The following is a 26,317-nucleotide window of genomic DNA, read 5'->3' as shown; positions in this document are numbered from 1 at the left end:
ATTACGCCGCCGCTCTCAGACGCCTTTCGCGAAACTGGTTTACCTGGTAGATGAAGGCCTCCAACCTAGTGATAGTAGTTGTCTCCCGCTGACCATCGTAGGCCAGAGTAATGCAGGGAATGTTTTGATGCTCCTCCTTAAGACGTTTAAGCAGGGCGGCGGCAATGGCCCCGGGCATGCAGGTAAAAGGAATGACATTAACAATACCGTGGACTCCCCGGAGGATATAATCCAGGGATTTTCCTACCGACAAAATGGCCTCTCCCTCAAACTCCGGGCTCACGTAGGCACTGGCCCATTCCACCAGCTCAGCGGCATCAGGCTCTGGCACTGAACGCACCAGGCCTTCTACCACCTGCTCGAATCGTTTTTCATCACTTACCTGCACCTTGTGCTCGATAAGAAGTTTGGCGTAGTGACGCCACTGATTATGTCTCCTGGCCCGGCGTTTGGCCGTAAAGTTTACGTAAAGAATCCACTCTGAGATGGTTGGAGTCCAGACTTCGGCCCCCAAAGCCTCTAAAGTCCGAATGATGTTTTCATTGGCAAAGTCATTGGCCCTGGTGTAGATCTCTCCGACGATCCCCACAATGGGCCGTTTGCCGCGACCGGAGGCAGGAATATGTTCAAAGGCCTCCCTGGCCTCCATAAGTACAGCCACCAGATCCTCTCGCTTCTCAATGGCCTGGCATATCCGCTCTAAATAATGTTGGTAGCATTGATCAGTCATCCCGGCCGCGGTCTCATACGGTCTGATCTCCCGCCGCATTTTGTCCAGGACATCCACAGCTACCACACCCTGCCAGGCTAAGCGGGTAAAGTCCTTACCCACCATACCCATCTCTTCATAAAGGGTGTAGCTCTGATTAGGAGAGTAGATGGGTACAGAAGAGTAGCCCAACTCATCCAGGATGGCTCGATGAAGCCGATTATACTGACCAAAGCGGCAGGGACCTGTCCCTGACGGCATAAAAAAGGCCGCCCGATCAGGATCAAACTCCTTCTGACGAGTCATTTTTATCATGTCACCGGTGGTAAGAACGGCCGGATAACATTCCTTACCTGAAGTATACTCCCGACCCAGACGCAGGGCCTCTTCATCGGATACCGGGAGCACCTGGGCCTCAAGGCCACAGGCCCTAAAGGCCGCCGCCAAAGAGTGAGAATGATCACACATATAGGGAACATAGAGGATCCGGCCATCGGTGGGTCGGGGCTGACGTCTGGGCCTTTTTTCAGGACGCTTGCCTGTCCGGGCCTCACCCAGGCTGTCCAAAAAGGCCTCGATGCGGGTAAGGACTCCAGCATCGGCTGAATGTTCATCTATTTCCAGTTCAAGAAAGGGCTTATCACCTAGGTGATCTTTGAAGAAATGAAGGATAAAGGAGTCTGGACCACAGGCAAAGTTGGTAATGAAGATGGGGAAGAGGGCCGGATGCTCCCGGCAGAAAACGGCCGCCGAGAGGATCTTTTGCCCATAACGCCAATAGACCTGGGCAATTTCATCTAAATCTTGGTTGATCTCATCAAGAGGCAAAAAGTCGATCGGGATGGCTTTGACTCCCAGATCAAGAAGTTTCTTGTGAATATAAAGATTTGATCCGGGGTCAAGGGCATTATAAGGCCGCCCAACAATCACTATAGCCTTCTCTCCATCTTTAAGACCGTTAAGAATCTCCTGGCCCCTTTTCTTCAGACGGTTCCAGAAATCTTTCTGAGCCTCAAAGGCCTTTCGAGCCGCCTTTTCCACCCTGGCCGGCCTTAATTTGAGCATTTTGGCCAGTTGCCGGAGATCACCAGCCAGGGTCTTTTTATCACCAAAATGAAGCACCGGCTGAATAACCTTAACTCCGTGGGCGTTGAAGTCCACCGCCGCATGGATAGTCCAAGCCAGACTCTGACAATAGGGACAGACATGTCCGGAAGGCAGCCGGGGATGACCTGAAGGAAGATCACTTATCTGGGGTAAAAAGATGGTCTTTATTCCCTGTTCGATGAGATCAATCACGTGGCCATGGGCCACCTTGATAGGGAAACAGGTTTCATTCACCATGGATTCGATTCCTCGAGCTACCAGGCGCTTGTTGGTAGGCCCAGAGACCACTACTCGGTATCCCAGCTCCTGAAACAAGGTGGCAAAAAAGGGTAGCCACTCTAAAAAGAAAAGAGTCCTAGGAATCCCGATTACTTTCCCTTCCGTGTCCTGGTCAAGATAAGAGAGAAGGAGGGCCTCCCTCTCGCTTACCAGATCAGGGATAGCTTCTTGTTTGGTGATCCGCTTGGTTTCGTACTTTTCGCACCGCCCTCCATAAAAGAGTGGCGGCCGGCCCTCTATGGAGACCTTCCTGATTTCACAGCAATTGGGGCAGGCCTGGCATTCAAAAGAGGAGATCTCATAAGAGACCTTAGAGAGATCAAACCCCCGAAAACGACTCTTCGCCCAGTTTCGCTCTCGCATAGCCAATATGGCCACCCCGATGGCCCCGGTAACCTCGTTATGGGGTGGAACAATCACTTCTTGCCCCAGCACAGCCTCAAAGGCGGCCACTACACCAGGATTAAGGGCCGTGGCCCCCTGATAAAAGACCTTCCGACCAAGGGGACGCTTTTCCACCACCTTAGTAAGGTAGTTATAGACAATGGCGTAACAAAGACCGGCACAAAGGTCCTCCTTAGGGATGCCTCGCTGTTGATAATGGACAAGGTCACTCTGCATAAAGACTGTACACCGTTCCCCCATCTTCACCGGAGCCTGACTTTTTAAGGCCAATCTGCCAAAGTCTTCAATCGAAATACCCAGTCGGACGGCTTGCTCTTCAAGGAAGGAACCGGTTCCAGCAGCGCAGGCCTTGTTCATGTTAAAGTCTACTATAGTTCCTCTCTCCAGACGGATGAATTTCGAATCCTGCCCCCCGATCTCGATAATGGTGTCCACTTCGGGATCTACGGCTGCGGCTGCTGTGGCCTGGGCTGTGATCTCATTACGAATAATATCAGCTCCAACAAAATCCCCCGTTAGATAACGCCCCGAACCAGTGGTGCCCACCCCGCAAATCTCTACCTCTGGGGGAAGATCCCGGGAAATGGCCTCTAAGGCCTCTTTAATGGCCTCAAGAGGCCTTCCAGAAGAGTAAAGGTACTTCTTGGCTAAGAGCCGAAGATTTTTGTCGATAATCACCACCTTGGTGGAAACAGAACCTACGTCTATACCAAGATAGGCCTCAATGGGGCCAGATGGGGCCTCATCCTGAGAGGAGAAAGTCCGGGGACGTCCCTGAGGTGACTTAAGAGGGGGGAACCGTTTAGTCTTCTCCCGGGTTCCCGAGAGATAGTCCATAAGAGGCTTACGCCCTGGATAGGGGCTGGCCCAAGAGGCCTGTTCCAGAGAGTGAAGGGCAGCCCCGATAGCCCCCATAGTAGCAAAGTGTTTAGGGATAATTAGTTCACCGTCTTTGAGATGAAAAATCTCTACAAAGGCCCGGCGCACCCCATAATTGGCCGCCACCCCTCCCTGGAAGACAAGGGGAGGCCGGATACGCCGACCTTTGGCAATATTGCTCTTTAAGTTACGAACAATGGCAAAACATAGACCGGCAATAATCTCATAGTCGGGAACAGCGGCCTGCTGGAGATGAATCATGTCTGACTTAGCGAAGACCGTGCAGCGACCGGCGATTCGGGGGATAGTCTTAGCCTTTAAGGCCAACCGGCTAAATTCCTCTATAGAATAACCTAAACGGGCGGCCTGTTGGTCAAGAAAGGCCCCTGTGCCCGCGGCACACATGGTATTGAGGGCAAAGTCTTCAATATAAAAGCGGCCGTCCTGACCATGACCAACAAAGATGAGCTTAGAATCCTCGCCACCAATATCAATAATGGTCCGGGCCTCGGGATGAAAGAACTCCACTCCTTTGGTATGACAGATAACCTCGTTTATAAAGTTGACCCCTAAGAGTCGGGCCAGAAATTTCCCGGCGGTACCGGTACAGGTAATGGTAAAATTTGCTTCGCCAATGGCCTCTTCCATCTCTTTAAGCATGGCATTTGCCGTCTGAATGGGCTGACCATGGGTGCGGCGATAATCCTCAAAGAGAATTTGGGCCTGGTCATCAAGAACAACGATCTTGGCCCCGCCAGAGCCGACATCAAGACCGATGTGAAGATTCCCCATATTCTCCTCCTGGAAGAGCTGAAATGCGGTCAGTTAAGATCTTTAACCTAAAAGATCAGCCAGGAAAAGGCTTTCCCGCCGAAAACGGCTATTGGCTTGACCAAAAGAGCAGTCGGGGTATCTTTTTCCTATGCAATATGTCTTTGGCCCGGTGAAATCCAGACGTCTGGGGCTTTCTCTGGGGGTGGACCTGGTCCCCAGTAAGATCTGCTCCTTTGATTGTCTTTATTGCGAGGTAGGACGCACCACCAAACTTACCTGTCAACGGGCCCCTTACATCTCCAAAGAGATTATAATTAGCCAGCTAAAAGAAGTCCTCAAGCAGGTAAAGGACCTGGATGTCATTACCCTCACCGGCTCTGGAGAACCTACTCTCAACACAGAACTGACCTCACTGCTAGAAGAGATTCGTCGGCTGACCTCAAAACCACTATGTCTTTTGACCAACAGCTCCCTGTTTTTTTTAAGGGAGGTTCGTGAGGCTGTAACGGGGTTTGATATCCTGCTCCCCAGCCTGGATGCTGCCAGCCAAGAGGCTTTTTTGGCCATAAACCGCCCGGCACCTGGCTTGAAGATCGAATCTATCATCGAGGGGCTTGTTCAGCTGCGAAGAGAGTTCCGGGGGCAAATCTGGCTGGAGGTTCTTCTGGCCTCTGGGATTAACGATTCTCCGCAAGAGCTCACAAGGCTCTCCGAGGCCCTCCAAGCTATAAATCCAGACAAGATACAGATAAATACCGTAGTCCGCCCTCCGGCTGATTCTCGAGCCAGGCCCGTAGCCTATCAAGTGCTTGAGGAGGCCCAGAACATCTTCGGCCCTCGAGCTGAAATCATCGTCGCCAAAAATCGAGTGGCTCGGGCCAGAAGCCACATCCCCCCGGAGGAAGCCGTAATGGAGTTTTTGCGCCGCCGGCCTGCCGATGTTCAGGAGCTGGCCATGGCTCTGGGTTATTCACCGGGCGAGGTAGAAAAACTCATCGAGGCCCTAACAACTTCAGGGCGCTTAAAAGCCTATCCTTTTTCCGGTCGATGCTTTTACCGTCTCTCCTAAAGAGTCTTCCACTTTAAACCGATAAAAACAGACAGGATGAAAGAGGCCACTATTGCCCTGAAGAAGATTATCCTTTCGCTGGCAGATGCCCTGGACTGTGCTCATCCCTCGCTGGTGGACCATCAGCTACGGGTGACCTATGCCTCGGTGGCTATTGCCCGGGCCTTGGACCTCAGCCCCGCCACTATAGAGAGTCTTCTTTATGCGGCCAGTCTCCATGATATTGGCCTGTTCACCATCCGCGAAAAACTAGAAGGCCTGCGCATTGAGGAGGAGAAGCAAAATATCCATCACCACATGGAGCTGGGCTATTTGATTCTGAGAGAGTTTTCTCCCTTTCAGCGGGCCGCAGAATTTATCCGTTATCATCATGTGGATTGGTCTTATGGACAGGCCCGGGGTGTTGATGGCGAACCTCTGCCTTTGGGGGCTAATATTATCCGACTGGCCGACCGCCTGGAAACCATGATCTGGCGCAACCGTCCCGTTCTTCTTCAGGCCCCAAGCCTCCGCAAGGCTATCGGTTCCAAGATAGGGGAAAAGTTTGCCCCTGAGGTGGTAGAGGCCTTCCTGGAAATCTCCTCCCGAGAGTCCTTTTGGCTGGATCTTACCTCTTCGCGAATCTACTCCGTCATCATTCAGCTCTTTCCGGAAGCCGGAACATCCATTGGTTTTGGACACCTTGACCAGCTAACAAGTATCTTTTCTCTGATTATCGATCTGAGAAGCCCCTTTACAGCTACCCATTCGGCTGGAGTGGCCGCGGTAGCCGAAAAACTGGCAGAGATGTTCGGCTTCTCACCGCTGGAAAGGAGGCTTATGCGGGTAGCCGGCTATCTTCATGACTTGGGGAAGCTGGCCGTCTCCGAGGAGATCCTTAACAAACCTGGCCCCCTTAATGCCGAAGAGGTGAGTGTGATGCGGGGGCACACCTATTTTACCTATCACATCCTGGAGACCATCCCTCACCTTGAGACAGTTAACCAATGGGCCTCCTTTCACCATGAAAGGCTTGATGGTCGCGGTTATCCCTTCCGTCTTAACGATACCAACCTTTCCCTGGGGTCAAGAATAATGGCCGTGGCCGATGTCTTCGTGGCCCTCTGCGAAGACCGCCCCTACCGAAAGAGCATGGATGGTAAAAAAGTGGCCAGTATCCTTAAAGACATGGCTGGTGCGGCCCTTGATCCCCGAGTAGTCTCTCTGGCCTTAGAAAATTTTGAAGAAATCAACGAGATTAGGCGACGCGCTCAGGAAGAACGTCGTCAGGCCTATCAGCGCATTCGACAGGAAGTAGAGGAGAGAAAGGCCGCCTGAAGCCAAAAGGCTTGTCTTTTCCCGCCCTAGTCGGTAGTAATTTCCCCATGAAATTAGTTGCCTTCCTGAAGGCCATCCTGCCTACCCAAAAGGCTGACAATGGGTACGACAGAAGTGCTTATCCTTCTCTTTTCGGCCTATCCACTAAAGACACGGCCAACCTGGTTTATCGGGAAGGAATCATCCATGATTCCCTGTCTAAGGCCGCTAGAAAGACGGCCCTTTTGTCCCGGAAACAGTCATTCTGTCTTTACGTCCCTCAAGGAAAGTCTCCATGAAGGAGGGTCTTTGGCTTCTGCTCCTGGTTGATGGTCTGCTCCTGGTAGCCCTTATCTGGTTAGTTATACGTCTTCGAACGGCTGAAAAGATCACCAAAGAAGAGATCAATCGTGGGCTAGCCGAGGTAAAAGATACCTTCTCCCGAGGGCTTGACCAGGGTCTTTTCGGCCAAGAACAAAGGTTAAGAGAACTCCTCTACCGTTTAGATCAGACTCAGGAACAACTTAGAGAAATCTCCCAAAATTTTTTTTCCTTCCAGCAGATCCTTCAGAACAAGCAAGCCCGAGGGGCCTTGGGTGAGGCCCAGTTGAGCATTATCGTTCGGGAACTTTTGCCCGAAAGATGTTTTTCCTTACAGGAGCGTCTCTCTAATGGTTGCCGGGCTGATTGTGTTGTTTTCCTGCCTCCACCTATTAAGGCCCTGGTCATTGACGCCAAATTTCCCCTAGAGAACTACCGACGACTAACAGATCCGGACCTATCCACTAGCGAGAAAGAAGCGGCGATTCGTCAATTTAAGGCCGATGTTCGTAAGCACATCTTGGATATCGCTGAAAAATATATTATCCCTGGTGAGACCGCTGAGGGGGCGGTAATGTTTGTCCCCGCTGAGGCCATCTTTGCCGAGATTCAAGCTCACCATCCAGACCTGGTAGAACTGGCCCAGAGAAAACGAGTCTGGCTGGCCTCACCTACCACCTTGATGGCTGTCTTGACTACTGCTTTGGCCGTAATCAAGGATTACTCAGCCGGAGAGAAGATGGCCCAGATCCGTCAGGAGTTGGGGTATCTAGCCCAAGATTTTAGCCGCTTTCAGGATCATATGGAAAAACTCCTCCGGAGGTTTGATCTGACCTACCAAGAGGCTCAGAAACTTGTCTCCACGGGAGAAAAAATCCTTAAGCGCTTCAGACAGATCGAAGAAGCTGATCTTTAGTTCTGTTTGCCTTTTGACAAAGGCCTCTTCTCTTTCCTATGGTAAGAAAAGGGGAAAGAGCCATGGCCCTTATCTTTGATGACCCCAAACTAAGAAACCGCCAGTATGTCTTTCTTGATCGGACCGAGGCTGGAAAGAAGCTGGGCCAGATGCTCCTTACCCTAAAAGATGAGAGCCCCTTAGTTTTAGCTATTCCGGCCGGAGGAGTGCCTGTAGGCCTTGAGGTGGCCAGGGCCCTAGAGGCCCCATTGGATCTTATTATTATCCGTAAGCTCCCTGTCCCTGGCAATCCAGAAGCTGGTTTCGGAGCCATAACAATGGAAGGAGACCTTTTTCTTAATCAGGATTTAGTGGCCCGACTCCGGCTGGATCCAGGCACCATCCAGCAGATAGCCCAAGAGGTAAAAGAAGAACTCCGGCGGCGCGATGAACTCTTCCGTAAAGGTCGTCCCTTCCCCAATCTAACAGGAAAAACGGTTGTTTTAGTCGATGATGGCCTGGCCTCTAGTTACACTATGCTGGCGGCAGCCAATATGGTTCGACGCAAGGGGGCCTCTCGAATAATAGTAGCTGTGCCCACTGCCTCCCTCTCTAGTATCGGGCGCCTGGCCTCGGTGGTGGATGAGATTTACTGTCCTAACATACGAGAGGGGCCTTTTTTTGCCGTCGCCGATGCCTATCGCCATTGGTTTGACCTGAGTTATCAGGACGTTTTAACCCAGCTTGAGGGCTATCCTAATCATGAATTTTAAACTTTCTGAACATTTCAAAGGAAGGCATTGGTCAGCCCTCAAAGAAAGGCTCTCCATTGTTGATGCTGTCTTTTTCACCCTTCGGGTGGTAACCATCCTTGGTGGATTAGCTTGGCTTATTTTGGCCCCTCTTTCAGTCGATGAAACCAAAGCTCTTCTTGGGGCTCTCAGTGCCTTTAGCCTCTATAGCTTGATTCTTTATCTTCTTATTTGGTTGAGGCCTTGGCGAATCCGTCAGATCTATCTTTTGTCGCTAGTCCTGGACATCATCTTTGTCTTTTATCTGGTCAATTTTCAACGTCGTTTCGACAACAGTTTTTTCCTGGGCTATTACCTTCTAACCGCCCTCCACACTTTCTATTTCGGTCTTCGTTTTGGTTTAGTGGTGGCTAGTGTGGCCGCTGTATTATATTTGATCAACGTCGGAGGATATCCTGGGCATATCCATTGGACTGATCTGGCTTTAAGGGTTTCCTTTCTCTACCTTATTGCCATTCCCCTGGGGCTCCTTTCGGAAAAGCTCCGCCGTGACAAAGAAGAAATAGAAAAGCTCAACCGCCAGTTAGCTGATTCTCTAGAAAATCTGAAAAAGATGCAAAAAAAACTCATTGAAGCCGAAAAGCTTTCGGCCCTGGGAAGATTGACGGCAGACATCGCTCATGAAATAAGAAATCCCTTGGCCGCTTTAGGGGGAATGGCCAGAAGACTCAATAAACGGATCCCCGAAGGTAGCCGAGAGAAAGAATACGTTAAGGTAATCCTCTCTGAAGCCGCCCGTCTAGAATCGATTCTTCGAGACATTCTCATTCTTTCAGCCGAAGGCCATTTTGAGCTTAAGCGGGGAGATATTAATCAACCGGTACGGGAGGGAGTGGAGTTTTTTTGTGACATCTGCTCCCAAGAAAAGATTAAGATCATCGAGAATTATACGGCCGAGCTGCCCCGAGTCTATTTTGATCATGACTCGGTAAAACAGGCGGTAGGGAACCTGATCACCAATGCCATCGATGCCCTTATGCCCCAGGGAGGGACTATAACTGTGCGCACCGGGACAGAGTTTAGCAACGAGATTACCTGGGTAACCGTCTCGGTGAGTGACACCGGACCGGGAATTCCAGAAGAAGAATTAGAACTCATTTTCGAACCTTTCTACTCTACTAAAAAAATCGGTATTGGTACCGGATTAGGTCTTTCTATTGTCCGCAAGATCATGGAAGAGCACCGTGGTTTTGTCCGGGTAAAAAGCCGTTTGGGAGAAGGAAGCACGTTTATCCTTTATTTTCCTTACCAAAGTGAAGAGGAGGATCAAAAGACCCCTTGCTGGGAATACATGAAGTGCGGAATCGAAAAGGATCCCTCGCGACGCTGTCCAGCCTATCCCTATTTTGGCCGTATATGCTGGGCCATCGCTGGAACTCTCTGTGAAGGAAGGATCATGGGCACCTACGCCCAAAAGATCCACGAATGCCATCACTGTCCCTTTTATCAGCTCTGCCACGGCGAGGAAGGCCATTCGGGACAAACCTTTTAAGATATGGATCGGGGAATAGAAAAAATAATCAAAACCGACCGTTTGGCTCAGGAAGAGATAAAAAGGGCCCGGGAAGAGGCTGAAGCGATAAATCGCCAGACCAGAGAAAAGATCAAAAAGCTTTTAATAGAAAGAGACCATTATCTTCAAAGACTTAGAGAAGAAGAATTAAAAGAAGTCATCTCTAAGGCGGAAAAACAAGCTCAGGAAATTAAAAAGAACAGCCAAGCCTATGTCGCTGAGCTGAAGAGCAGCTGGAAGGCCCGTAAAAAGATCATCCTGGCTGGAATTATCGACCAGATTCTTAAAGTATGATCCTTCGGGTCCTTAAATACTCCTTTGTCCAGGCCAAAACCAAGGCCTTAAAGGCCGGAAGCCTCTCAGCCCAAGATTGGCACTATCTCCTGTCGGCCAAGAATCTTAAAGAAATTTTTCGCTATCTTCTTGGCACGCCCTATGGTCCTTATCTCGGCCATCTCGGACCAGAGACCGGCTTCCAAAAGATAACCCTACAGCTCTATGCCAGCCTTTTTCGGGATTATAAACGCCTTTTGAAGTTTGTTCCCTCCCAGGGGAAAGGTCTTCTTAAGGCCCTTAGGCGACGCTATGAGGCTGAAAATCTAAAATTAATCATCCGCGGACTTTTCAGACACCAAAAGAAAGAGATTAGAGAACTTCTTTATCCCCTCGAAGAAATTGACGGCTTGGATCTCAAGAGTCTTTTGGAAGCCCCAGGGGTGATAGAGCTGGTAGAAAGACTCAAAGAAAGTCTTTTTTATGCCCCTCTTAAGGAGGTTCTTCCTCTCTTTCAGGGACAGGGGCGGGTCTTTCCTCTCGAGCGCACTGTGGATCTGGCCACTTATGAGGCCCTGGTAGTCTCCTTGAAGGGGCTTAAAAAAGGTGACCGCCACCAGGCTCAAAGGCTTGTCAATCATTTGATTGATCAACAGAATCTGAATACCATTTGCCGTCTAAAACAGGTTTTTCGCCTTTCCCCTGAAGAGATTATTGGTTATCTGATCACTGGGGCCGGAAGACTGAATCTTAAGAAACTAGGAGGTCTTGCTCGGGCCCAAAAACTTAAGGAATTCCTCTCCCTTCTTCCTCGAGGTTATAACGACCTTAAGGCGGCTCGAAGTTTTTCGGAGATTTTTCTCCTTATGGAACAGATCATTGCCAGGGAACTAATCCGAATCGGACGAAAAGATCCTTTTCAAATCGGAACTCAGGGAGCCTATCTCCTCTTTAAAGAACTAGAGATTAAGAATCTTGAACGCCTCTTGACGGCTGTTGGCTGGGGGCTGACTTTAAAAAAGGGGGCCTTACCTCTGGTGGCCGAATTAGAACGCATCTCGGAGAGTTGAGGTGTTTAGACCTGAGAGACTAACTCGAATAGTCATCAAGGTCCCGGAAGAATTTATCTCTTCGGTTACCGCTATCCTAGCCCGCATAAAACTTCTTCATCTTGTTCGGCTAGAAGAGACTCCACTGGGGAAACTTGGTTACCGAGGGGAGCTTGACCCTGACCTTTTTAAAGAATATGAGGCCATCATCCACAGGCTAAATATTCTTATCAAGGGCCTTGAGATCCCGATGGTCCCTCCTCCGCTTAGAGAAGAAGTTATTCCAGAAAGGGAGATATTCCATCTTCGAGAATGTCTTCAAAATATCGAAAAAAAAGCCTCCCGGATAATAAACAAGAAGATAGCACTAAGGCAAAGAATAAGTGATAGTCAGCGTCTAATTGAAAAGTTGCGTCTTCTACCAGGGGATTTGGAGCCAGAGGCCTTAGAAGGCCTCCACTACACAGGGTTTGCCTTGGGACTCATCCCACTGGCGGCTTTGGCCAAATTAGAGGAGGCCCTGTCCCAGATTCACCACGCAACCTTTAAACTGAGCACCTTACAAGAACGGGCTGTCGTTCTCGTTTTTGGTCTAAAGAGGGATTGGCCAACCTTTGAGGCCGCCTTTAAGGGAGTCTTTTTAGAAAAGATTGAACTTCTCTCTAGTTTAAAGGGTAAGGTGACTGAAATTCTGACCAAAGAAGAGAAAAAGATCCAGGACCTCGAGGTCGAAAGGGAACATTTAGAAAAAGAAATTCAAGATTTAAGAAAACGTTACGGACCAGAACTCCTCTCTCTCCGAGAAAAGGCCCTCTGGGGACGTACAATTCTTTCAGCCAGACGCTTCTTTGGTAAGATAGAGAAAATCTATGTTATCACCGGCTGGATTCCCAAGAGGCTGGTAGAGAAAGTCAAAAAAGAAATCTTAGCCATCACCAGAAACCAGGCCCAGATAGAATTACTAGATCCCCAGGAAATCCGTGAGGTCCGTCAAGGGATCATCAAGATTCCTGTCCTTTTTAACAATCCTTATTTAATCCGTCCCTTTGAAAGATTGGTTGGTCTCTATGGAACACCTTCCTACGAAGAGATAGAACCTACTCCCTTTCTGGCTATCACCTTCCTTTTGATGTTCGGGATGATGTTTGGAGATCTGGGGCAGGGAGGCATTTTGGCCCTTCTAGGATATTACATCTTTCGTCAGGTTCCACGTTATCTGGACTATGGAATCATCTTAATGGAATGTGGTCTGAGTTCGATGGTTTTTGGTCTTCTTTATGGAAGCCTATTTGGACTAGAGAATATCATTCCGGCCCTCTGGATGCAGCCACTAAAAGACATCACCTCTTTTCTCAAGGCCTCTATCTTTTGGGGTTTGATTATTCTTTCTCTGGGAGTGGTTCTTAACCTGATTAACATTTTGCGCCAAAAACGTTATGAGGCCCTCCTTTCTACCGGAGGGTTAGCCGGGGCTCTATTCTATTGGCTAGCCATGGGCCTTCTTGTTCGTTATTTCCTGAGTGGTCAGGTTTCGGCCCGTGAGCTTGAGTTTTTTGCTTGGACAGCTGCTGCCCTGGTGATCTTAATGATCCTCCACCGCCCCATATATCTCCTTTTTCGCCGAAAGTCCCCCAAGAGAATTTTTGAGAGAGGAATCTTTAGCTATCTGGTAGAAGCAACTATTGAGGTTTTTGATGGCCTGCTCAGATACTTTACGGCCACCGTCTCTTTTGTTCGAGTAGCGGCCTTCGCCCTTACCCACGCGGCCCTCTTTGTGGCTGTCTTCTCTCTAGCTGATCTTCTGGCTCGCCAAGGAGGCCAAGGACTAGGGTACTGGTTGGTAGTGGCTGTAGGAAACCTGTTTATCATTCTTCTTGAGGGATTAGTGGTCTCTATTCAGGTTTTGCGTCTGGAGTATTACGAATTCTTTAGCCGCTTTTTTCATGGCGGAGGGGAGCCATTTCGCCCCTTTACCCAAGATATTAAAGAGATCAAAGCCTCATGATGAGGGGGAAAATATGAAGACTCTGATTTGGATCTTGTTGATGGCCATCCTCATCTGGGCCTCACCAGCCATGGCCGGAAGTCCTGGTGAATCAGGTGAGGGCCTAGGCTTTTTAGCTGCGGCCATTGCAGTAGGGGCCTCGAGCCTGGGTGCTGGTCTGGCAGTAGCCATCGTAGGCTCAGCGGCGATGGGGGCTATCAGCGAACGACCAGAACTTGCCGGACGGGCAATTATCTTTCTGGGATTGGCTGAAGGAATTGCTATATACGGCCTCATAGTGGCCATTATGATCCTGACTCGCCTTTGATGTCTGGTAAAATTTACGTCATTGCCGACGAGCGAACTTATCTGGCCTTTGCCCTGGCGGGGATGGCTGGTCAGATTGTTCGCTCCGGGGCTGAGGCCCAAGAAGCCTTGCAGAATCTACCTTCCGAAGTCTCCCTAGTCCTAATCACTGAGTCTTTGGCCGAAGAAAATCGCCTCTTAGTGGACAATATTCTTCTCCGTCCTGGCGGACCTCTGATCGTTGAGATCCCAGATTATAAAGGACCTCGACCCCGAGCGGGTGTTACAGAGAGAATTGCCGCCCTACTTAAGGGATAAAGATGCTTATTGGTGGAGAAATAGAACTTCTTTGCCATGCCATAAAAGAAGAAGCCCAGCGTGAGGCGGAAAAGATCCTTCTTGAAGCCCGCACCAGATCCGAAGCGGAGCTGAAGGACATTCAGGAAAGGATCCAACGGGAACTTGAAGAAGAAAGCCAACGTCAAAGAGCCGAGGCCCATTTTCAAGCTCAAAAGATTATCGACGCCGCCGAGCTGGCGGCTAGAAAGACGATCGTTGCCACCAGAGAGACCATAGTTCGCGAGGCCATGGAGGAACTGCAGAGGGCCTTAAAAGACATCCGCCACCATCCAGAATACAAATCCTTTATGGAAAGGGCCTTAAAAGAGGCCATGGATGCCCTTCCGGGGAAGAATTTTATAGTCAGATTTAATCCAGAAGACCAAAGATTTGAGAGACGACTTAAGGAACTGGCCCAAAAGAGGGGAGCAAGCATAGACCTTGAGAAAGATCCCCACATAAGCGGTGGTCTTCAGGTTTATACTGCTGATGGCCGCATCCTTTATGACAACACGGTTGAGGCCCGTCTCCAGCGACTCAAGGAGACAATCCAGCGCCAAATCTGGGAGGGCGTCCGTGAGGGAGGCTAACCCAACCATCATCTATGTCAGCGGTCCGGTGGTCAAAGCAAAAAGGGCCCAGGAACTGTCCATGAACGAAATGGTAGAGATCGGCCAAGAACGTTTAGTAGGCGAAGTCATCGAGCTCTGGGAAGATCAGGCCACCATTCAGGTTTATGAGGATACCACCGGACTGAAGCCTGGGGACCCTATCTTTGGGCAAGGAATTCCCCTCTTTGTGGAGTTGGGACCGGGTTTGATAGGTCACATCTTTGATGGAATCCAGCGCCCCCTGACTTCTCTTTATGAAACCAGTGGCGCCTTTATCCATCGGGGCAAGGCTGCTGTCGCCCTGTCCCGAGAAAAGGTCTGGCCTTTCAAACCTCTGGCTAAGGTTGGACAGAAGGTGCTCCCCGGAGAGATAATCGGGGAGGTAAAGGAGACAGACTGGATTACTCACCAGGTGATGGTCCCTCCCTCCCTGCAAGGAAGCCTGATCTGGATCGCTCCTGAAGGTCTTTATAGTCTGGAAGATCGCCTGGCTTTAATTGAACACAATGGCCGACAAGACGAGATTCGACTCTACCAACGCTGGCCAGTAAGGCAACCCCGGCCGATCAAAAGGCGTCTTCGTCCGGAAGAACCCCTCTTCACGGGACAAAGAGTGATAGACTTCTTCTTCCCCTTAGCCAAGGGAGGAACAGCAGCCATTCCCGGAGGATTTGGCACAGGCAAGACCGTTACCCAACATCAGCTTTCTAAATGGGCTGACGCAGACATTATCGTTTACATTGGCTGTGGTGAGCGAGGCAATGAAATGACCGGGGTCCTGACCGATTTCCCTCGTCTCCTGGATCCGCGCACCAAACAACCCCTTATCCAGCGAACTATTCTCATTGCTAATACTTCAGACATGCCAGTAGCTGCCCGGGAGGCCAGCATCTATACCGGGGTTACAATAGCCGAATACTACCGAGATATGGGTTATCATGTAGCCCTTATGGCTGATTCCACCAGCCGCTGGGCTGAGGCCTTGAGGGAAATCTCGGGTCGTCTGGAGGAGATGCCTGCAGAGGAAGGTTTTCCAGCCTATTTGGCCTCTAGGTTGGCTGAATTCTACGAAAGGGCTGGACCTGCTGAAACCCTAGCCGGAAAAAAGGGGTCGGTTTCAATAATCGGGGCTGTCTCACCTCCGGGAGGCGACTTTTCGGAACCAGTCACCCAGCATACCAAGCGTTTTGTGGCCACATTTTGGGCCCTTGATAAGGAACTGGCTAGTGCCCGATATTTTCCGGCCATAAATTATCTCACCAGCTACAGCGGGTACGTGGCCTCAGTAGCTCGTTGGTGGGAGGATAAGAGAAAGTTTGACTTCTTAGCCGCCCGAGAGGAGGCCCTCTCTATCCTTAAAGAGGATGCCAGACTCCAAAACATTGTCAAACTCATTGGTGAAGACGCCCTTCCCGATGACCAAAAGGTAATCATTCAAGCAGCCAGACTTATCAAAGAGGATTTCCTTCAGCAGAGCGCCTTTGATCCCATAGACACCTATTGCCCGGCTGAAAAACAAATCATCATGTTGGAGATCATTCTTCGTTTTATCCGACGCATGAAAGAGGCCGTAGCCAAACGAATTCCCGTTTATCGCCTTATGAAACTACCGGTGCTCGAGGAAATACACCGCATGAAGTTCACTTATTCTGGCGATGACCTGGGACCTTTTGAGGAAATTCTCCATAAAATAGACCATGATTTTGATGATCTCCTGGCTACCGGAGAAATCACATGAAGGGTTCTGTAGAGTATATCGGCCTGGAGAAGGTCCAGGGGCCTTTAGTGGTGATAAAAGGAGTCCAGGGAGTGGGATTCCATGAGATGGCCGAGGTTACAGATGAGACCGGACGGGTCAGACTGGCCCGGGTCCTGGCAGTTTCTGAAGAGGCTGCGGTTTTAGAAATTTTTGAGGGTACGGTGGGGCTCTCCATCACTAGAACAAAGATTCGCTTTTTGGGAAGGCCCTTTGAATTTCGGGTTTCGGTAGAAGAGATCATGGGAAGAGTCTTTGATGGTCTGGGACGCCCCCTTGATGGAGGGCCACCTCCGGTGATAGGGCAACCTCGTAATGTTAATGGCCTTCCCATTAATCCGGTAGCTAGAGTCTATCCCCAAGATTTTATTCAGACGGGAATCTCAAGCATTGATGGCCTTAATACCCTTGTCCGCGGCCAAAAACTTCCCATTTTTTCTGGAAGCGGTCTTCCACACGACGAGCTAGCGGCCCAAATAGTTCGCCAGGCCCGGCTCCTCAAGGAGGAAGAATCCTTTGCCATTGTCTTTGCAGCTATGGGTATAAAACATGAACAGGCGGATTTTTTTAGAGAGAACTTCGAGGAGAGCGGCCGCCTTAAAAACGTGGTTATGTTTCTTAACCTAGCCGATGACCCTTCCATTGAGAGGCTCATCACTCCTCGTATAGCCCTTACGGTAGCTGAATATCTGGCCTATGAGGAAGATAGACATGTCTTGGTAATTCTTACAGACATGACCAATTATTGTGAGGCCTTAAGGGAAGTCTCTACCTCTAAGGGAGAGGTGCCCAGTCGTAAAGGTTACCCGGGGTATCTTTACAGTGATCTGGCCTCCATCTATGAACGGGCCGGCCGGATCCGTACGGCCAAAGGATCCATCACTCAAATTCCTATCCTAACTATGCCTGATGACGATATTACCCACCCCATCCCAGACCTTACCGGTTATATTACCGAGGGGCAGATTGTTCTTGACCGTGGACTTTTTCAAAAAGGAATATATCCTCCCATTAACATTCTACCTTCCCTTTCCCGCCTTATGGCTGATGGTATTGGTAAAGGACACACTCGGGAAGATCATCGTAATCTAGCCAGCCAGCTCTATGCCCTCTACGCTCGATCTAAACAAATAGAACGTTTAGCAGCTATTATAGGCGAAGAGGACCTTTCCGAACTTGACAAACGGTACCTTAGTTTTTCTCGTGAGTTTGAAAAAAAGTTTATCAACCAAGGGCCTCAAGAGAATCGATCCATTTTTACCACTCTGGATCTCGGCTGGCAGCTGGCCATGATTCTTCCGGAAAGAGAGCTCTCTAGAGTCAAACCAGAAGAAATCATTCAATACGGTCAAAAGGGAAGAGACCGATGGCCGAAAGACTAAATATCCCGGCCACCAAGAGTAATCTCATTCGCCTTAAGGAAGAGCTTTCCTTTGCCCGAGAGGGCCTTGATCTCCTTGATCAGAAAAAAGAGGCCCTCATGGGACAGATAAGCATTCTTTCCACCAAGGCCCATCGCCTGCGCCAGCACTTGAATCGATCCCTGGCTGAGGCCTATGCGTTTTTGGATCAGGCCCTCCTCTTCCATGGTCGGTTAGCCTGTGAGAGGGCCGCTCTCTCAAACGTCCTTAATGAAAGGGTTCAGATTAGAGAACGGAGTTTCATGGGAGTCGTGTTGCCTTTAGTAAAGATAGAGTTTTCTCCTGCTAGACCAGCCTACGGACTCCAGGAGACAGGAATGGCCATGGATATCACAGGAGTCATAATCAGAGAGACCTTAGAAACGATAGCCGAGCTGGCCGAACTAGAGGTAGGACTTTTTCGGCTTGTAGCCGAAATCCGCAAGACCATTCGTCGGCTCAATGCCTTAGAAAACATTTATCTTCCCCTTTATCAGGCCACCGTCAGACATATTCAGGAAAGCCTTGAAGAAAAAGAAAGGGAGGCCCTTTTCCAACTTAAACGTCTAAAAGGCCGAAAGGAGGCCGCTTATGGCCCTCTTTAGACGTATCCTCGTTCCGGTGGATAATTCTCCCTATTCTCTAGATGCTGTCAAACTAGCCGCCCAGTTGGCCAAGATTCATCGTTCAGAGATCAAGCTTCTCCATGTTCTTGATACTTCAGTATTTGAACAACTGGTCCGTTTTTCAAGCAAAGATAAAAAAACCATTCGGGAAGCCCTTTATCAGGAGGCCTGTGGCTTCCTGGCAGATATGAAGCAGGAGGCCCAGAAAGAGGCCATACCTATAGAAGTGGCTATTACCCAAGGGACCCCTCATGAGGAAATCCTGGCTGAGGCTGATACCTGGGGGGCGGAACTCATTGTTATGGGAAAATTGGGGCGTCGGGGAGTAAGAAGTATTCTCCTGGGTAGCGTGGCTGAAAGGGTGATCGAATTCTCGGAGATTCCTGTTCTGATAGTCAAATAAAAAAACCGGGGCGAAGAGAAAACCTCACCCCGGGATAAGGAAGGTTATTCTAGAGCCCCTAAAGCTTTAGAAGCTATACTGTAAGGAGAAGACAAAGCCATCCCCAAAGGAGTTTTCGTTATTTTCATTGTCGCCGGTAAAGGCATAAGAGACCACCAACATGAGGTCAGAATTATACATATAGGCTAGGTGAGTCTCCCACATAGAGTGGGTCTTAGCATCATCAGTATCGACATTGTCTTCAAATTCCCAGCCAAGAATGAACTTTTTAAGAACCACCAGTTCAATATTGCCAAAAAAGACCGTGTCCCGATCATCACCAAAACCGAGAACTCCGCGAACGATACCCTTGGTGGAGAGTAGACCGGCATTCAGAAGCACGGGAACAGGGAGATTACCCAACATCTTGGTAGCCACAACATAATAATCAATATCGTTATCATCACTGGCTGCGTTATAACTAGTAGTTTTATAGATAGCCCCTACGGAAATGGCTGGCATATAAGAAAGACCGAAATCACCGTCGCGGACAAGATTAGCTTTAACAGAGAAATTATCCTTGCCTACATTTTGGAGATGTTCGATATCGACATACTCATGGCTATAGCCAAGCTCGACCCGATTAAAAAGACTGATGTTGGCCCCTAAGGCCAGCCAATCTATCCGGCCAATGCTTCCTGGAGACTTGTTACCATAAAGCCCAATCTTCCAGATCCCAATCTGAGGCATTCCTACATAAGCTGAACCACCTAACCCTTTACCATCTTTAGGAATAGGATTGCCTATATAGGCAAAGGGGTTAAGGGCACAACCACCGACACCCTCAGCGTTGGTCAGAGGAGGTCCTGCCTGGACCACGGCCGATACCCAAAGAAAGAAACACACCCCCAAAACAAAACTAATCAACCCCCTTTTCATAAAAACCTCCTTATTTAGGTATTTTTAGCCCTTTCCCTCTTTCGGGACATCCGATTTGCAACAAATTTCACTTTTTATCACTCTTAAATAATCCATGTTTCAAAAGTGAACAAAACTTTAATGTAACAAAATGAAACAAAATTTTAATTTTGCTCTTAAATCTGAAATAATTTTATATAATCGGAAATAATCCCATATAATCATATATGCTTAATATGCTATTTATTTGATCCCTTTCCTTTAGGGTAATTTGTGAAGTTTGTCAAGTGAAAATTAGGAATAAAACAAAGGGAATGATTCTAAAGAAAGAAAAGCTTCATGATTTCAGAAAAAAATCAGACAAAAAAAGTTGAATAATAAATGTTCAATGAATGAGATTTTCAAAAAAAGAGACAAAGCAGTCAAAGATTGATAACCAAAGATAGGAGTAAAATTTCTTCCCTTGCTGATAGATCTTTAGGATGGAAGGTACTTTGTGAAAATTAAGGACTAGCGGCAATTCATAAACAAGCGAATTTTTAATACAAAGCGCCTCTTTAAGCCGGTGCGCCTCCCTTAGGAAAAGGACGGGCTCTTAACTGAAGAAACAGCTTAAGGCCTCCAGTTCGAGCCTTATCCAACCCACAAGTTGTTGAAGGTCTTTGTTTTTTAAGGGAGGGGGTTCGCCATCTTCTCTTTCGTGGCGGGCCTTACGGGCCAGATAATGGGACCAAAGGAGAAATCGGCCAAGGGAGGTCTTCATCTCTCTAGGGGAAAGATGATGTTCTAAAATGGCCTGCTTTATCTCATTACTCAGGGCCCACTGTTCAAGGATGGAGGCCATAATCTGGATATGATCTTTGCCACAGCGCTCCCTTTCCGCTTTAAGTCCCACCTCTCCCCCTTTTAGTTGGGCCTGGGCCAAATCCGGATCGCCACCGCTGGCTCGATATAGAACGAGTTTACCCAGATCGTGAAGAAGACCAGCTGTAAATCCTACGGCCAAGCTCAGGGGGGAGTTTAAAAGCCTGATCATTCCCTGGATACCGAAAGCCACGGCCAAGGAGTGTTCCCAGACCTCATGCTCAAAACTTGAAGCCAGAAAAACCCCTATCTGCTCCTTAATAGTCAGGGAGAGGACAATCTGAATAACCCTTTCAGCTCCCAGGAGGGCCACAGCATGAAGGGGGGATTCTACAGGGAAGCGAATCCCATAAGCGGCCGAACGGCAGGCTCGCAACAAATGAGCACATATAACCGGATCAAAACTGAGGCGCCTTCCTAGATCAAGAAGGGAAATATCATCCCGTTGAGCAGCTTCTAGGACTTCAAAGACATAAGGAGAAATGGGGTGAATCTTGGCAAGTTCATCCTCTATAGCCTTTAAGGTATCGAAACCAAAGCGGCGGTTAACTTCTTCCATTCTGTCCGGCCTTAAAGGGGTTAGGTAAAGTTTATGAAGAGTGAAAAACTCTTACGTCCGCTCGATGATTCCTTTTACGTTATCGATCAATACCATCGGGGGCTTGAGTTTTTGTCTCCCTTAAGGTGTTTTCAGGGAGGCATCTTCCTGATAATCTTCGGCGCCTGGAAGAATCCTGGAGGAGGTTCTAATGGAACTAATTGACACCCACGCCCATCTTAATCTTCCGGAGTTCAAAAAGGATCTCGAGCCCACCATCCAAAGGGCCCGCGAAGCAGGGCTAAGGGCCATTATAAACGTAGGGATAGACCTTGAAAGCAGCCAAAAGGCTATCGATTTGGCCCGAAAATATCCTGATCTCTGGGCCACGGCCGGTTTTCACCCCCATGAGGCCCATCGGGCCGATGAAGAGGATCTTAGGAAACTACTTGAACTACTTAAAGAGGATAAAACCGTTGCCCTTGGAGAAATCGGCCTTGATTATGCCAAGGAAAGAAGCCCTAGGGCTATTCAGCAGGAGGTATTCGGGCGTCAACTGGAGATAGCCAAACAGGAAGAACTGCCGGTAATCATCCATGATCGTGAGGCCCATGAAGACGTCTTAGCCATTGTTCGTGAGGTTGGCTGGTGGCAGGGAGTGTTTCACTGTTTTGCCGGAGACAGAAAGATGGCCCGGTCCGTACTTGATCTCGGTTTCTACATCTCTATCACTGGAATTGTCACCTTCCCTAAGGCCGAAAACATCCGAGAGATTGTTGCCTATTGCCCCCTTGACCGGCTTCTCATTGAGACAGACTGTCCCTTTCTGGCCCCGGTTCCCCATCGAGGAAGACGCAATGAACCCGCCTTTGTCATCCATGTAGCCGAGGAAATCGCCAGGGTTAAAAAAATTGCTCTGGAGGAGATCGCCCGATGGACCACTCAGAACGCCCGGGACCTTTTCGGAATCTAGCCCCTTTAGTGTTAGCCTCGAGTTCTCCCAGGAGGCAGGAAATGCTGGCTCGCCTGGGAATCTCTTTTGAAACTTTTCCGAGTGAGGTCTCGGAAGCCCAAAGGCCCCTTGAGTCGCCAGAGAATTATGTCTGCCGCCTGGCTCTCAAAAAGGCTCAGAAAGTAGCCTCCTTAAGGCCCAGGGCCTTCGTCCTCGCCGCTGATACCACCGTGGTTATCGGGGAAAAGATCCTAGGTAAACCGGAAAGTCTTCAAGAAGCCCGAGAGATGCTTTCTATGCTTTCGGGGCGGGAGCATCAAGTCCTTACGGCTTATGCCATTTTGGGACCCCAAGGACAAAGTCGAGGGGGTCTTTCTATTACCTCGGTGGTCTTTAAGAAGCTTCTTCCTGAGGAAATAGAAGCCTATCTTCGCACTCCAGAGCCTTGGGACAAAGCCGGAGCCTATGCCATTCAGGGGCTAGCCAGTTATATGATTCGTCGGGTCAGGGGTTCAGTTAGTAATGTTGTAGGTCTTCCCTTAACAGAGGCGATTGAGGATCTTTTAAGTCTTGGAGTGATCACCTACCGCCTCTAAAAGAGGACGAAGCCGTTGATAGGCCTCTCTGACAACCTCTTGCCAGCTTAACTCTCCGGCTTCGATATGATCCATGGCGGCTTCGACCTGACGGGTCAGTTCCTCATCGGTTAAGTGGGAATAATGCTCTTTAAGAAAGCGATAAACTCTTTTCCCCAAGGCCGTAGGGAAAAGTAAGCCCCGGCGCTCCACTATGTAGCCACGGGCCAGCAGAGTATTTATTATCTCGGCATAAGTCGAAGGGCGACCAAGGCCCCGCTCCTTCATCTCCCGGATAAGGCTTCCCTGGCTAAAAGGGGACTTGCGAGGAACAAGACGAAAATTCAGGGGATGGGGACGGAAATCCTCCCCTTTTAGAGGGAAAAATGTTGGCCATAGCTGTTCAAACCCCGGTCTAAGAACTTTGGTAACTACTGACTCTTCCCAACTGAACCCCTCAAGCTCAAAACGAAGCCGGGCCACCTCCACCTCCGATGGTCTCATCTGGCTGGCCATAAAGCGGCGAAAAATAAGGTCATAAAGGCTTAAAGCCGCTTCGGGATCCTTAAGTTCAAGGAGGCCTGCGGCCAGAAGAAGCCGCAGTCTCTCAGAAGGCTCTGGTCGGGTGGGACGAATGGCCTCATGGGCTCCCTCCTCGGAAAAACCCCGAGGATAAAAAAACTCCTCTCCCAAAGTCTCCACAATGTAAGGACGAGCCACCTGAAGACGACCATACTCAGAGACCCGGGTGGAGTCTGTGCGGTGATAGGTAATCAGACCGGTCTCAAAGAGCTCTTGAAGCAAGGCCATGGTTTGGCGAGCTGAAAAGCGAAGACGACGGTTGGCCTCTTCAAGAATGAGGTCTGTGGTAAAGGGAGGAAGAGGGTGTTTAAATTCCTGGCCTCTTTCTAGCACCTGAATCTTAGCGGCAGGAAGGGCTTCAAAGAGGCGTTTGGCCAGAGAAATGTCTTCTATCTCCAGTACCTGTCTTCTATCCCCTAAGAGATACTCTAGGCGGGCCTTTTTTTGACGGGCCTCAAGAGCCCTTTCTATTATCCAGCCCAGAACCGGGCTCTGAACGCGACCGGCGGAAAGCCCCCGGCGACCAAAGGTTTTCCAGAGCTGACGGGAAAGACCGAATCCCACCCAGCGGTCAAGCAAACGGCGGGTAAGTTGGGCCTTGACCCGGGAGGTTTTAAACTGGCCAGGGGACTTAAGGGCCTCCCTTAGGGCCCTGGGCGTCACTTCGTGGAACTCTAAGCGATAAATGTTTTTTTGAAAGGGGCGAAGGAAGGCCTGGAGATCATAGGCAATCTTTTCCCCCTCAGCATCGGGATCACTAGCCACCAAGACCTCATCAGCACAGAAGGCCAGGTGTTGAAGGCCAGCCACAAGATCAGCCTTGTCCCAAAGCTCCCCCGGAGGACAATCCTTGGTTTCCTCAGGATCTATCAGTTCTTCTCCCGTAGTCCGGCAGATTTTGATGGTATCGTAGATAGGTAAGAAGCGATTTCCCTCCTTTATGACCCCAAAGATTCCCTTAAGTCGTGAAAGATTGACCAGATGACCAAGGCTAGCGGTAACTACCAGGATTCGATCCTCAAGGGGAATCTCGTAGGCCAGGGATTCCCTTATTCGACGCGCTGTAGGCCGACCAAAAAAAGAGGCAATGGTTCGGGCCTTGTGGGGGCTCTCCACCACCACAAGAGTGGTCCGGAAAAGATCTGGGGCCCCGGAAGAAGAAACGGCCTGCCGACTTTTGTCTATGGTCTCCAGGAGTCTCTCAAGATCCACGGATTCAAAGGGCTTTAAGGTTACCTCCTGCCCTAAAAGACGGAGACGCCTTTTCAAACTGGTCAGGGCCCTTGGTTCCCAACTCAAAATCACGGAAAGACCCTGGGTAAGACCAGCCACCGTGAGGCGAGAGACCCGACCTGAGGCCTGAAGATAGGAGGTAGTATCGGCCACTATTAGAAAGAGCTCCCCATCACGCTCCTCAACAAAGACTTCTGGGCTCTGCCGTAACCTGGACAGGAACTTCTCGTCTTTGAGGAGATCCGAAAGGCGATTCCTTATGGTTGTAAACCTTTCTTTAAGCCGGGGATAACGCTCCAGGGCCTCTTCTTTTACCCCTTGATATCGCCTAAGGTAAATAATATCGGCCAAGGCCTGAGAGCGCTCTTTGTCCTCCAAAAGAGGCATCAGGGCCTGAAGAACCAGAAGGAGCATCCTTGGAGCCAAGGTTAACTTGGTAGGGATGAGATATTTAGGAACCCCTAAAAAAAGAACATAACGAAGGACTTGGGGGAGATCGATCCCCCGGACAAGGGGGTTGGTAGGATGAGCCAGCCCCAGGGCCAGATGAAAGTCTCCCCGGCTCATCTCCTCATAGAGTCTTTCAGGGGAGAGCTCAAGGTAGGAGAGGACCGACAGGCCTTGATTTCGAAGATAAGAAGCAGCCTCTTCTACCGCCTCCCGCCCCAGATCTCCAGCCAAAAAAAGAAGACCTCCGCCCCCCAGATGATGCACCAGATTAGGAACTTTCTTAAGGGCCGTCTCATAGGAAGGAAATTCCAGATATGTATCTTCTATTCGTCTCAGAGTGCTTGTAGCCCGCTGGATCTCAAAACCAAGCAGACGGCGGAAGAGAAGGAGCCGGTTTGTCCGGGGACGGAGGGTGGCCGAGGAGACAATGAGAGTTCGGTCTCTTAGACGTCTTCGGGCCTCTTCCAAACGTCGCTCCTCCTCGGCTGTTAGTCTTAACTTTACTGCTAGGGCGATCTCTTCTTCATCAAAGCCAAGAAGTTTAAAGAGGAGATCCACCTGGGAAGACCGTTTAAGAAAGGAATCTACATCATCGATAAAGATCAGCCGGAAGGAAAAGGCTGAAAGGGCAGCAAAACGCCGGTAAAAGAAGGCTGTAGTGGCCACTAATATGTCAAAATTTCCGGTCTCCAATCGTTGTCTTTCTGCCTTGCGGCTCCGATAAACAAGAATTTGCCGCCTGAGTCCCGCCGCCTGGGCCATTTTTTCCAGACGTCCTCCCAGCTGATCGGCCAGAAGTCTGGTAGGAACAAGGATCAGAACCTTCCCAGGCTCTAGAAGAGAGGCCATAAGACCAAAGGTGGTCTTCCCTACTCCGGTTGGAGCTACAATGGCAAAGGATTCTCCCAGATAAAGCCTTAAGGCCCAGGAGAGCTGGATTCTAGAAGGAGGGCCTTTCAGGGCTCGAACGAATTGGGCCTCAAAATTTTGAGCTAGATCCCTGGCCTGACAATAAACCGAAAGGGACTTAAGCTTTCCTGATTTCTTTAAGCTCTCACAGACTCCGTTATCGGCCCGAGGAAGACAGGCCTCACAGGGAAAACCTCTGGTCAGGCGGTTATCATCTATAGCCCCCCGACAATTGGGACAGCCATGGGCCAAAATAAAAAGGGTCATTGTCTCCTCCTCTAGGGGGCTAAATAGCATAAGGAAGGTACCAGAAAAAAAGAGTCACATTTTTGACTCTCTCTGTCAAAAGGCTGACAGTCAGAAAGGCCTTATCAAGAATTATTTCCGGCAAAGAGACCTCCTCAAGGTTACCTTAAACAGAATAAAAGTGGCACGGAGTCTGCTTTCTTATCAGAAACAAAGGCAAGCACCCAACAGCCCCTTAGAGAGCGGGGCGACTCCCCCCGCCCCG

Annotated in this window: 23 protein-coding genes; 19 read left to right on the top strand and 4 right to left on the bottom strand. The window is 49.6% G+C overall.

Annotated features, from left to right (window positions below):
• Position 1: 1 nt before the first annotated feature.
• Complete coding sequence (locus G4V39_RS00565) at positions 2-4,171, bottom strand: acyl-CoA dehydratase activase (protein ID WP_166031074.1); 4,170 nt, start codon at positions 4,169-4,171, stop codon at positions 2-4.
• A gap of 130 nt (positions 4,172-4,301) precedes the next feature.
• On the opposite strand from G4V39_RS00565, the gene G4V39_RS00560 reads away from it, so the two are divergent.
• Genes G4V39_RS00560 through G4V39_RS00485 form a run of 16 tightly spaced genes read left to right on the top strand, consistent with a single transcriptional unit; the run spans position 4,302 to position 18,806 of the window.
• Positions 4,302-5,222, top strand: coding sequence for a radical SAM protein (locus G4V39_RS00560; RefSeq protein WP_166031073.1), 921 nt, complete (start codon positions 4,302-4,304; stop codon positions 5,220-5,222).
• A gap of 36 nt (positions 5,223-5,258) precedes the next feature.
• A complete protein-coding gene (locus G4V39_RS00555; protein ID WP_166031072.1) occupies positions 5,259-6,539 on the top strand; it encodes an HD-GYP domain-containing protein in 1,281 nt (426 codons plus the stop codon).
• A 47-nt stretch (positions 6,540-6,586) separates the two neighbouring features.
• Complete coding sequence (locus tag G4V39_RS00550) at positions 6,587-6,817, top strand: hypothetical protein (protein ID WP_166031071.1); 231 nt, start codon at positions 6,587-6,589, stop codon at positions 6,815-6,817.
• A complete protein-coding gene (locus tag G4V39_RS00545; protein WP_166031070.1) occupies positions 6,814-7,755 on the top strand; it encodes a DNA recombination protein RmuC in 942 nt (313 codons plus the stop codon). Before G4V39_RS00550 ends, G4V39_RS00545 begins: the two co-directional genes overlap by 4 nt.
• A 38-nt stretch (positions 7,756-7,793) precedes the next feature.
• On the top strand, positions 7,794-8,507 hold the full coding sequence (locus tag G4V39_RS00540) for a phosphoribosyltransferase (RefSeq protein ID WP_210412129.1): 714 nt from the start codon (positions 7,794-7,796) through the stop codon (positions 8,505-8,507).
• Complete coding sequence (locus G4V39_RS00535; protein WP_166031068.1) at positions 8,497-10,038, top strand: sensor histidine kinase; 1,542 nt, start codon at positions 8,497-8,499, stop codon at positions 10,036-10,038. Before G4V39_RS00540 ends, G4V39_RS00535 begins: the two co-directional genes overlap by 11 nt.
• A gap of 3 nt (positions 10,039-10,041) precedes the next feature.
• A complete protein-coding gene (locus G4V39_RS00530; RefSeq protein WP_166031067.1) occupies positions 10,042-10,353 on the top strand; it encodes a hypothetical protein in 312 nt (103 codons plus the stop codon).
• Positions 10,350-11,402: a V-type ATPase subunit gene (locus tag G4V39_RS00525; protein WP_166031066.1), complete on the top strand. Its 1,053-nt coding sequence runs from the start codon at positions 10,350-10,352 to the stop codon at positions 11,400-11,402. Before G4V39_RS00530 ends, G4V39_RS00525 begins: the two co-directional genes overlap by 4 nt.
• A 1-nt stretch (position 11,403) precedes the next feature.
• Complete coding sequence (locus G4V39_RS00520; RefSeq protein ID WP_166031065.1) at positions 11,404-13,386, top strand: V-type ATP synthase subunit I; 1,983 nt, start codon at positions 11,404-11,406, stop codon at positions 13,384-13,386.
• A gap of 13 nt (positions 13,387-13,399) precedes the next feature.
• Entirely contained in the window at positions 13,400-13,693 is a 294-nt protein-coding gene (locus tag G4V39_RS00515) for an ATP synthase subunit C (RefSeq protein ID WP_166031064.1), read from the top strand.
• Positions 13,693-13,989 (top strand): V-type ATP synthase subunit F, encoded by a 297-nt coding sequence (locus G4V39_RS00510; RefSeq protein WP_166031063.1) that lies wholly within the window; start codon positions 13,693-13,695, stop codon positions 13,987-13,989. Before G4V39_RS00515 ends, G4V39_RS00510 begins: the two co-directional genes overlap by 1 nt.
• A gap of 2 nt (positions 13,990-13,991) precedes the next feature.
• Positions 13,992-14,600 (top strand): V-type ATP synthase subunit E, encoded by a 609-nt coding sequence (locus G4V39_RS00505; RefSeq protein ID WP_166031062.1) that lies wholly within the window; start codon positions 13,992-13,994, stop codon positions 14,598-14,600.
• Positions 14,587-16,359, top strand: coding sequence for a V-type ATP synthase subunit A (locus G4V39_RS00500; protein ID WP_210412127.1), 1,773 nt, complete (start codon positions 14,587-14,589; stop codon positions 16,357-16,359). The genes G4V39_RS00505 and G4V39_RS00500 overlap by 14 nt, the downstream gene beginning before the upstream one ends.
• Positions 16,356-17,759 carry a V-type ATP synthase subunit B gene (locus G4V39_RS00495; protein WP_166031060.1) on the top strand — a complete coding sequence of 468 codons (1,404 nt, stop codon included), beginning with the start codon at positions 16,356-16,358 and terminating at the stop codon, positions 17,757-17,759. The genes G4V39_RS00500 and G4V39_RS00495 overlap by 4 nt, the downstream gene beginning before the upstream one ends.
• Entirely contained in the window at positions 17,744-18,382 is a 639-nt protein-coding gene (locus tag G4V39_RS00490) for a V-type ATP synthase subunit D (protein WP_166031059.1), read from the top strand. The genes G4V39_RS00495 and G4V39_RS00490 overlap by 16 nt, the downstream gene beginning before the upstream one ends.
• Positions 18,369-18,806: a universal stress protein gene (locus G4V39_RS00485; RefSeq protein ID WP_166031058.1), complete on the top strand. Its 438-nt coding sequence runs from the start codon at positions 18,369-18,371 to the stop codon at positions 18,804-18,806. Before G4V39_RS00490 ends, G4V39_RS00485 begins: the two co-directional genes overlap by 14 nt.
• A gap of 66 nt (positions 18,807-18,872) precedes the next feature.
• Here the strand turns inward: G4V39_RS00485 and G4V39_RS00480 are convergent, their stop codons facing one another.
• Both G4V39_RS00480 and G4V39_RS00475 read right to left on the bottom strand, forming a co-directional pair.
• The gene (locus tag G4V39_RS00480) at positions 18,873-19,724 is read right to left on the bottom strand and encodes a DUF3034 family protein (RefSeq protein WP_166031057.1); all 852 of its coding nucleotides are present in this window, start codon (positions 19,722-19,724) and stop codon (positions 18,873-18,875) included.
• 574 nt (positions 19,725-20,298) lie between these two features.
• A complete protein-coding gene (locus G4V39_RS00475) occupies positions 20,299-21,126 on the bottom strand; it encodes an HDOD domain-containing protein (protein WP_166031056.1) in 828 nt (275 codons plus the stop codon).
• A gap of 33 nt (positions 21,127-21,159) precedes the next feature.
• Between G4V39_RS00475 and G4V39_RS00470 the strand changes: the two genes are divergently transcribed.
• From G4V39_RS00470 to G4V39_RS00460, 3 genes are read left to right on the top strand one after another with little or no spacing between them, the layout of a single operon-like run.
• Positions 21,160-21,330 carry a hypothetical protein gene (locus G4V39_RS00470; protein WP_166031055.1) on the top strand — a complete coding sequence of 57 codons (171 nt, stop codon included), beginning with the start codon at positions 21,160-21,162 and terminating at the stop codon, positions 21,328-21,330.
• On the top strand, positions 21,317-22,078 hold the full coding sequence (locus tag G4V39_RS00465) for a TatD family hydrolase (RefSeq protein WP_166031054.1): 762 nt from the start codon (positions 21,317-21,319) through the stop codon (positions 22,076-22,078). The genes G4V39_RS00470 and G4V39_RS00465 overlap by 14 nt, the downstream gene beginning before the upstream one ends.
• Positions 22,039-22,653 (top strand): Maf family protein, encoded by a 615-nt coding sequence (locus G4V39_RS00460; protein ID WP_166031053.1) that lies wholly within the window; start codon positions 22,039-22,041, stop codon positions 22,651-22,653. The genes G4V39_RS00465 and G4V39_RS00460 overlap by 40 nt, the downstream gene beginning before the upstream one ends.
• Here G4V39_RS00460 and rgy read toward each other — a convergent pair.
• Entirely contained in the window at positions 22,621-26,073 is a 3,453-nt protein-coding gene (gene rgy, locus G4V39_RS00455; protein ID WP_166031052.1) for a reverse gyrase, read from the bottom strand. The two genes, G4V39_RS00460 and rgy, sit on opposite strands and share 33 nt — an antisense overlap.
• Between the last annotated feature and the right edge of the window lie 244 nt (positions 26,074-26,317).

The organism is Thermosulfuriphilus ammonigenes (genome assembly GCF_011207455.1).
GTDB classification, from domain to species: Bacteria; Desulfobacterota; Thermodesulfobacteria; order Thermodesulfobacteriales; family ST65; genus Thermosulfuriphilus; species Thermosulfuriphilus ammonigenes.
This window is presented reverse-complemented; position numbering and strand designations above follow the sequence as displayed.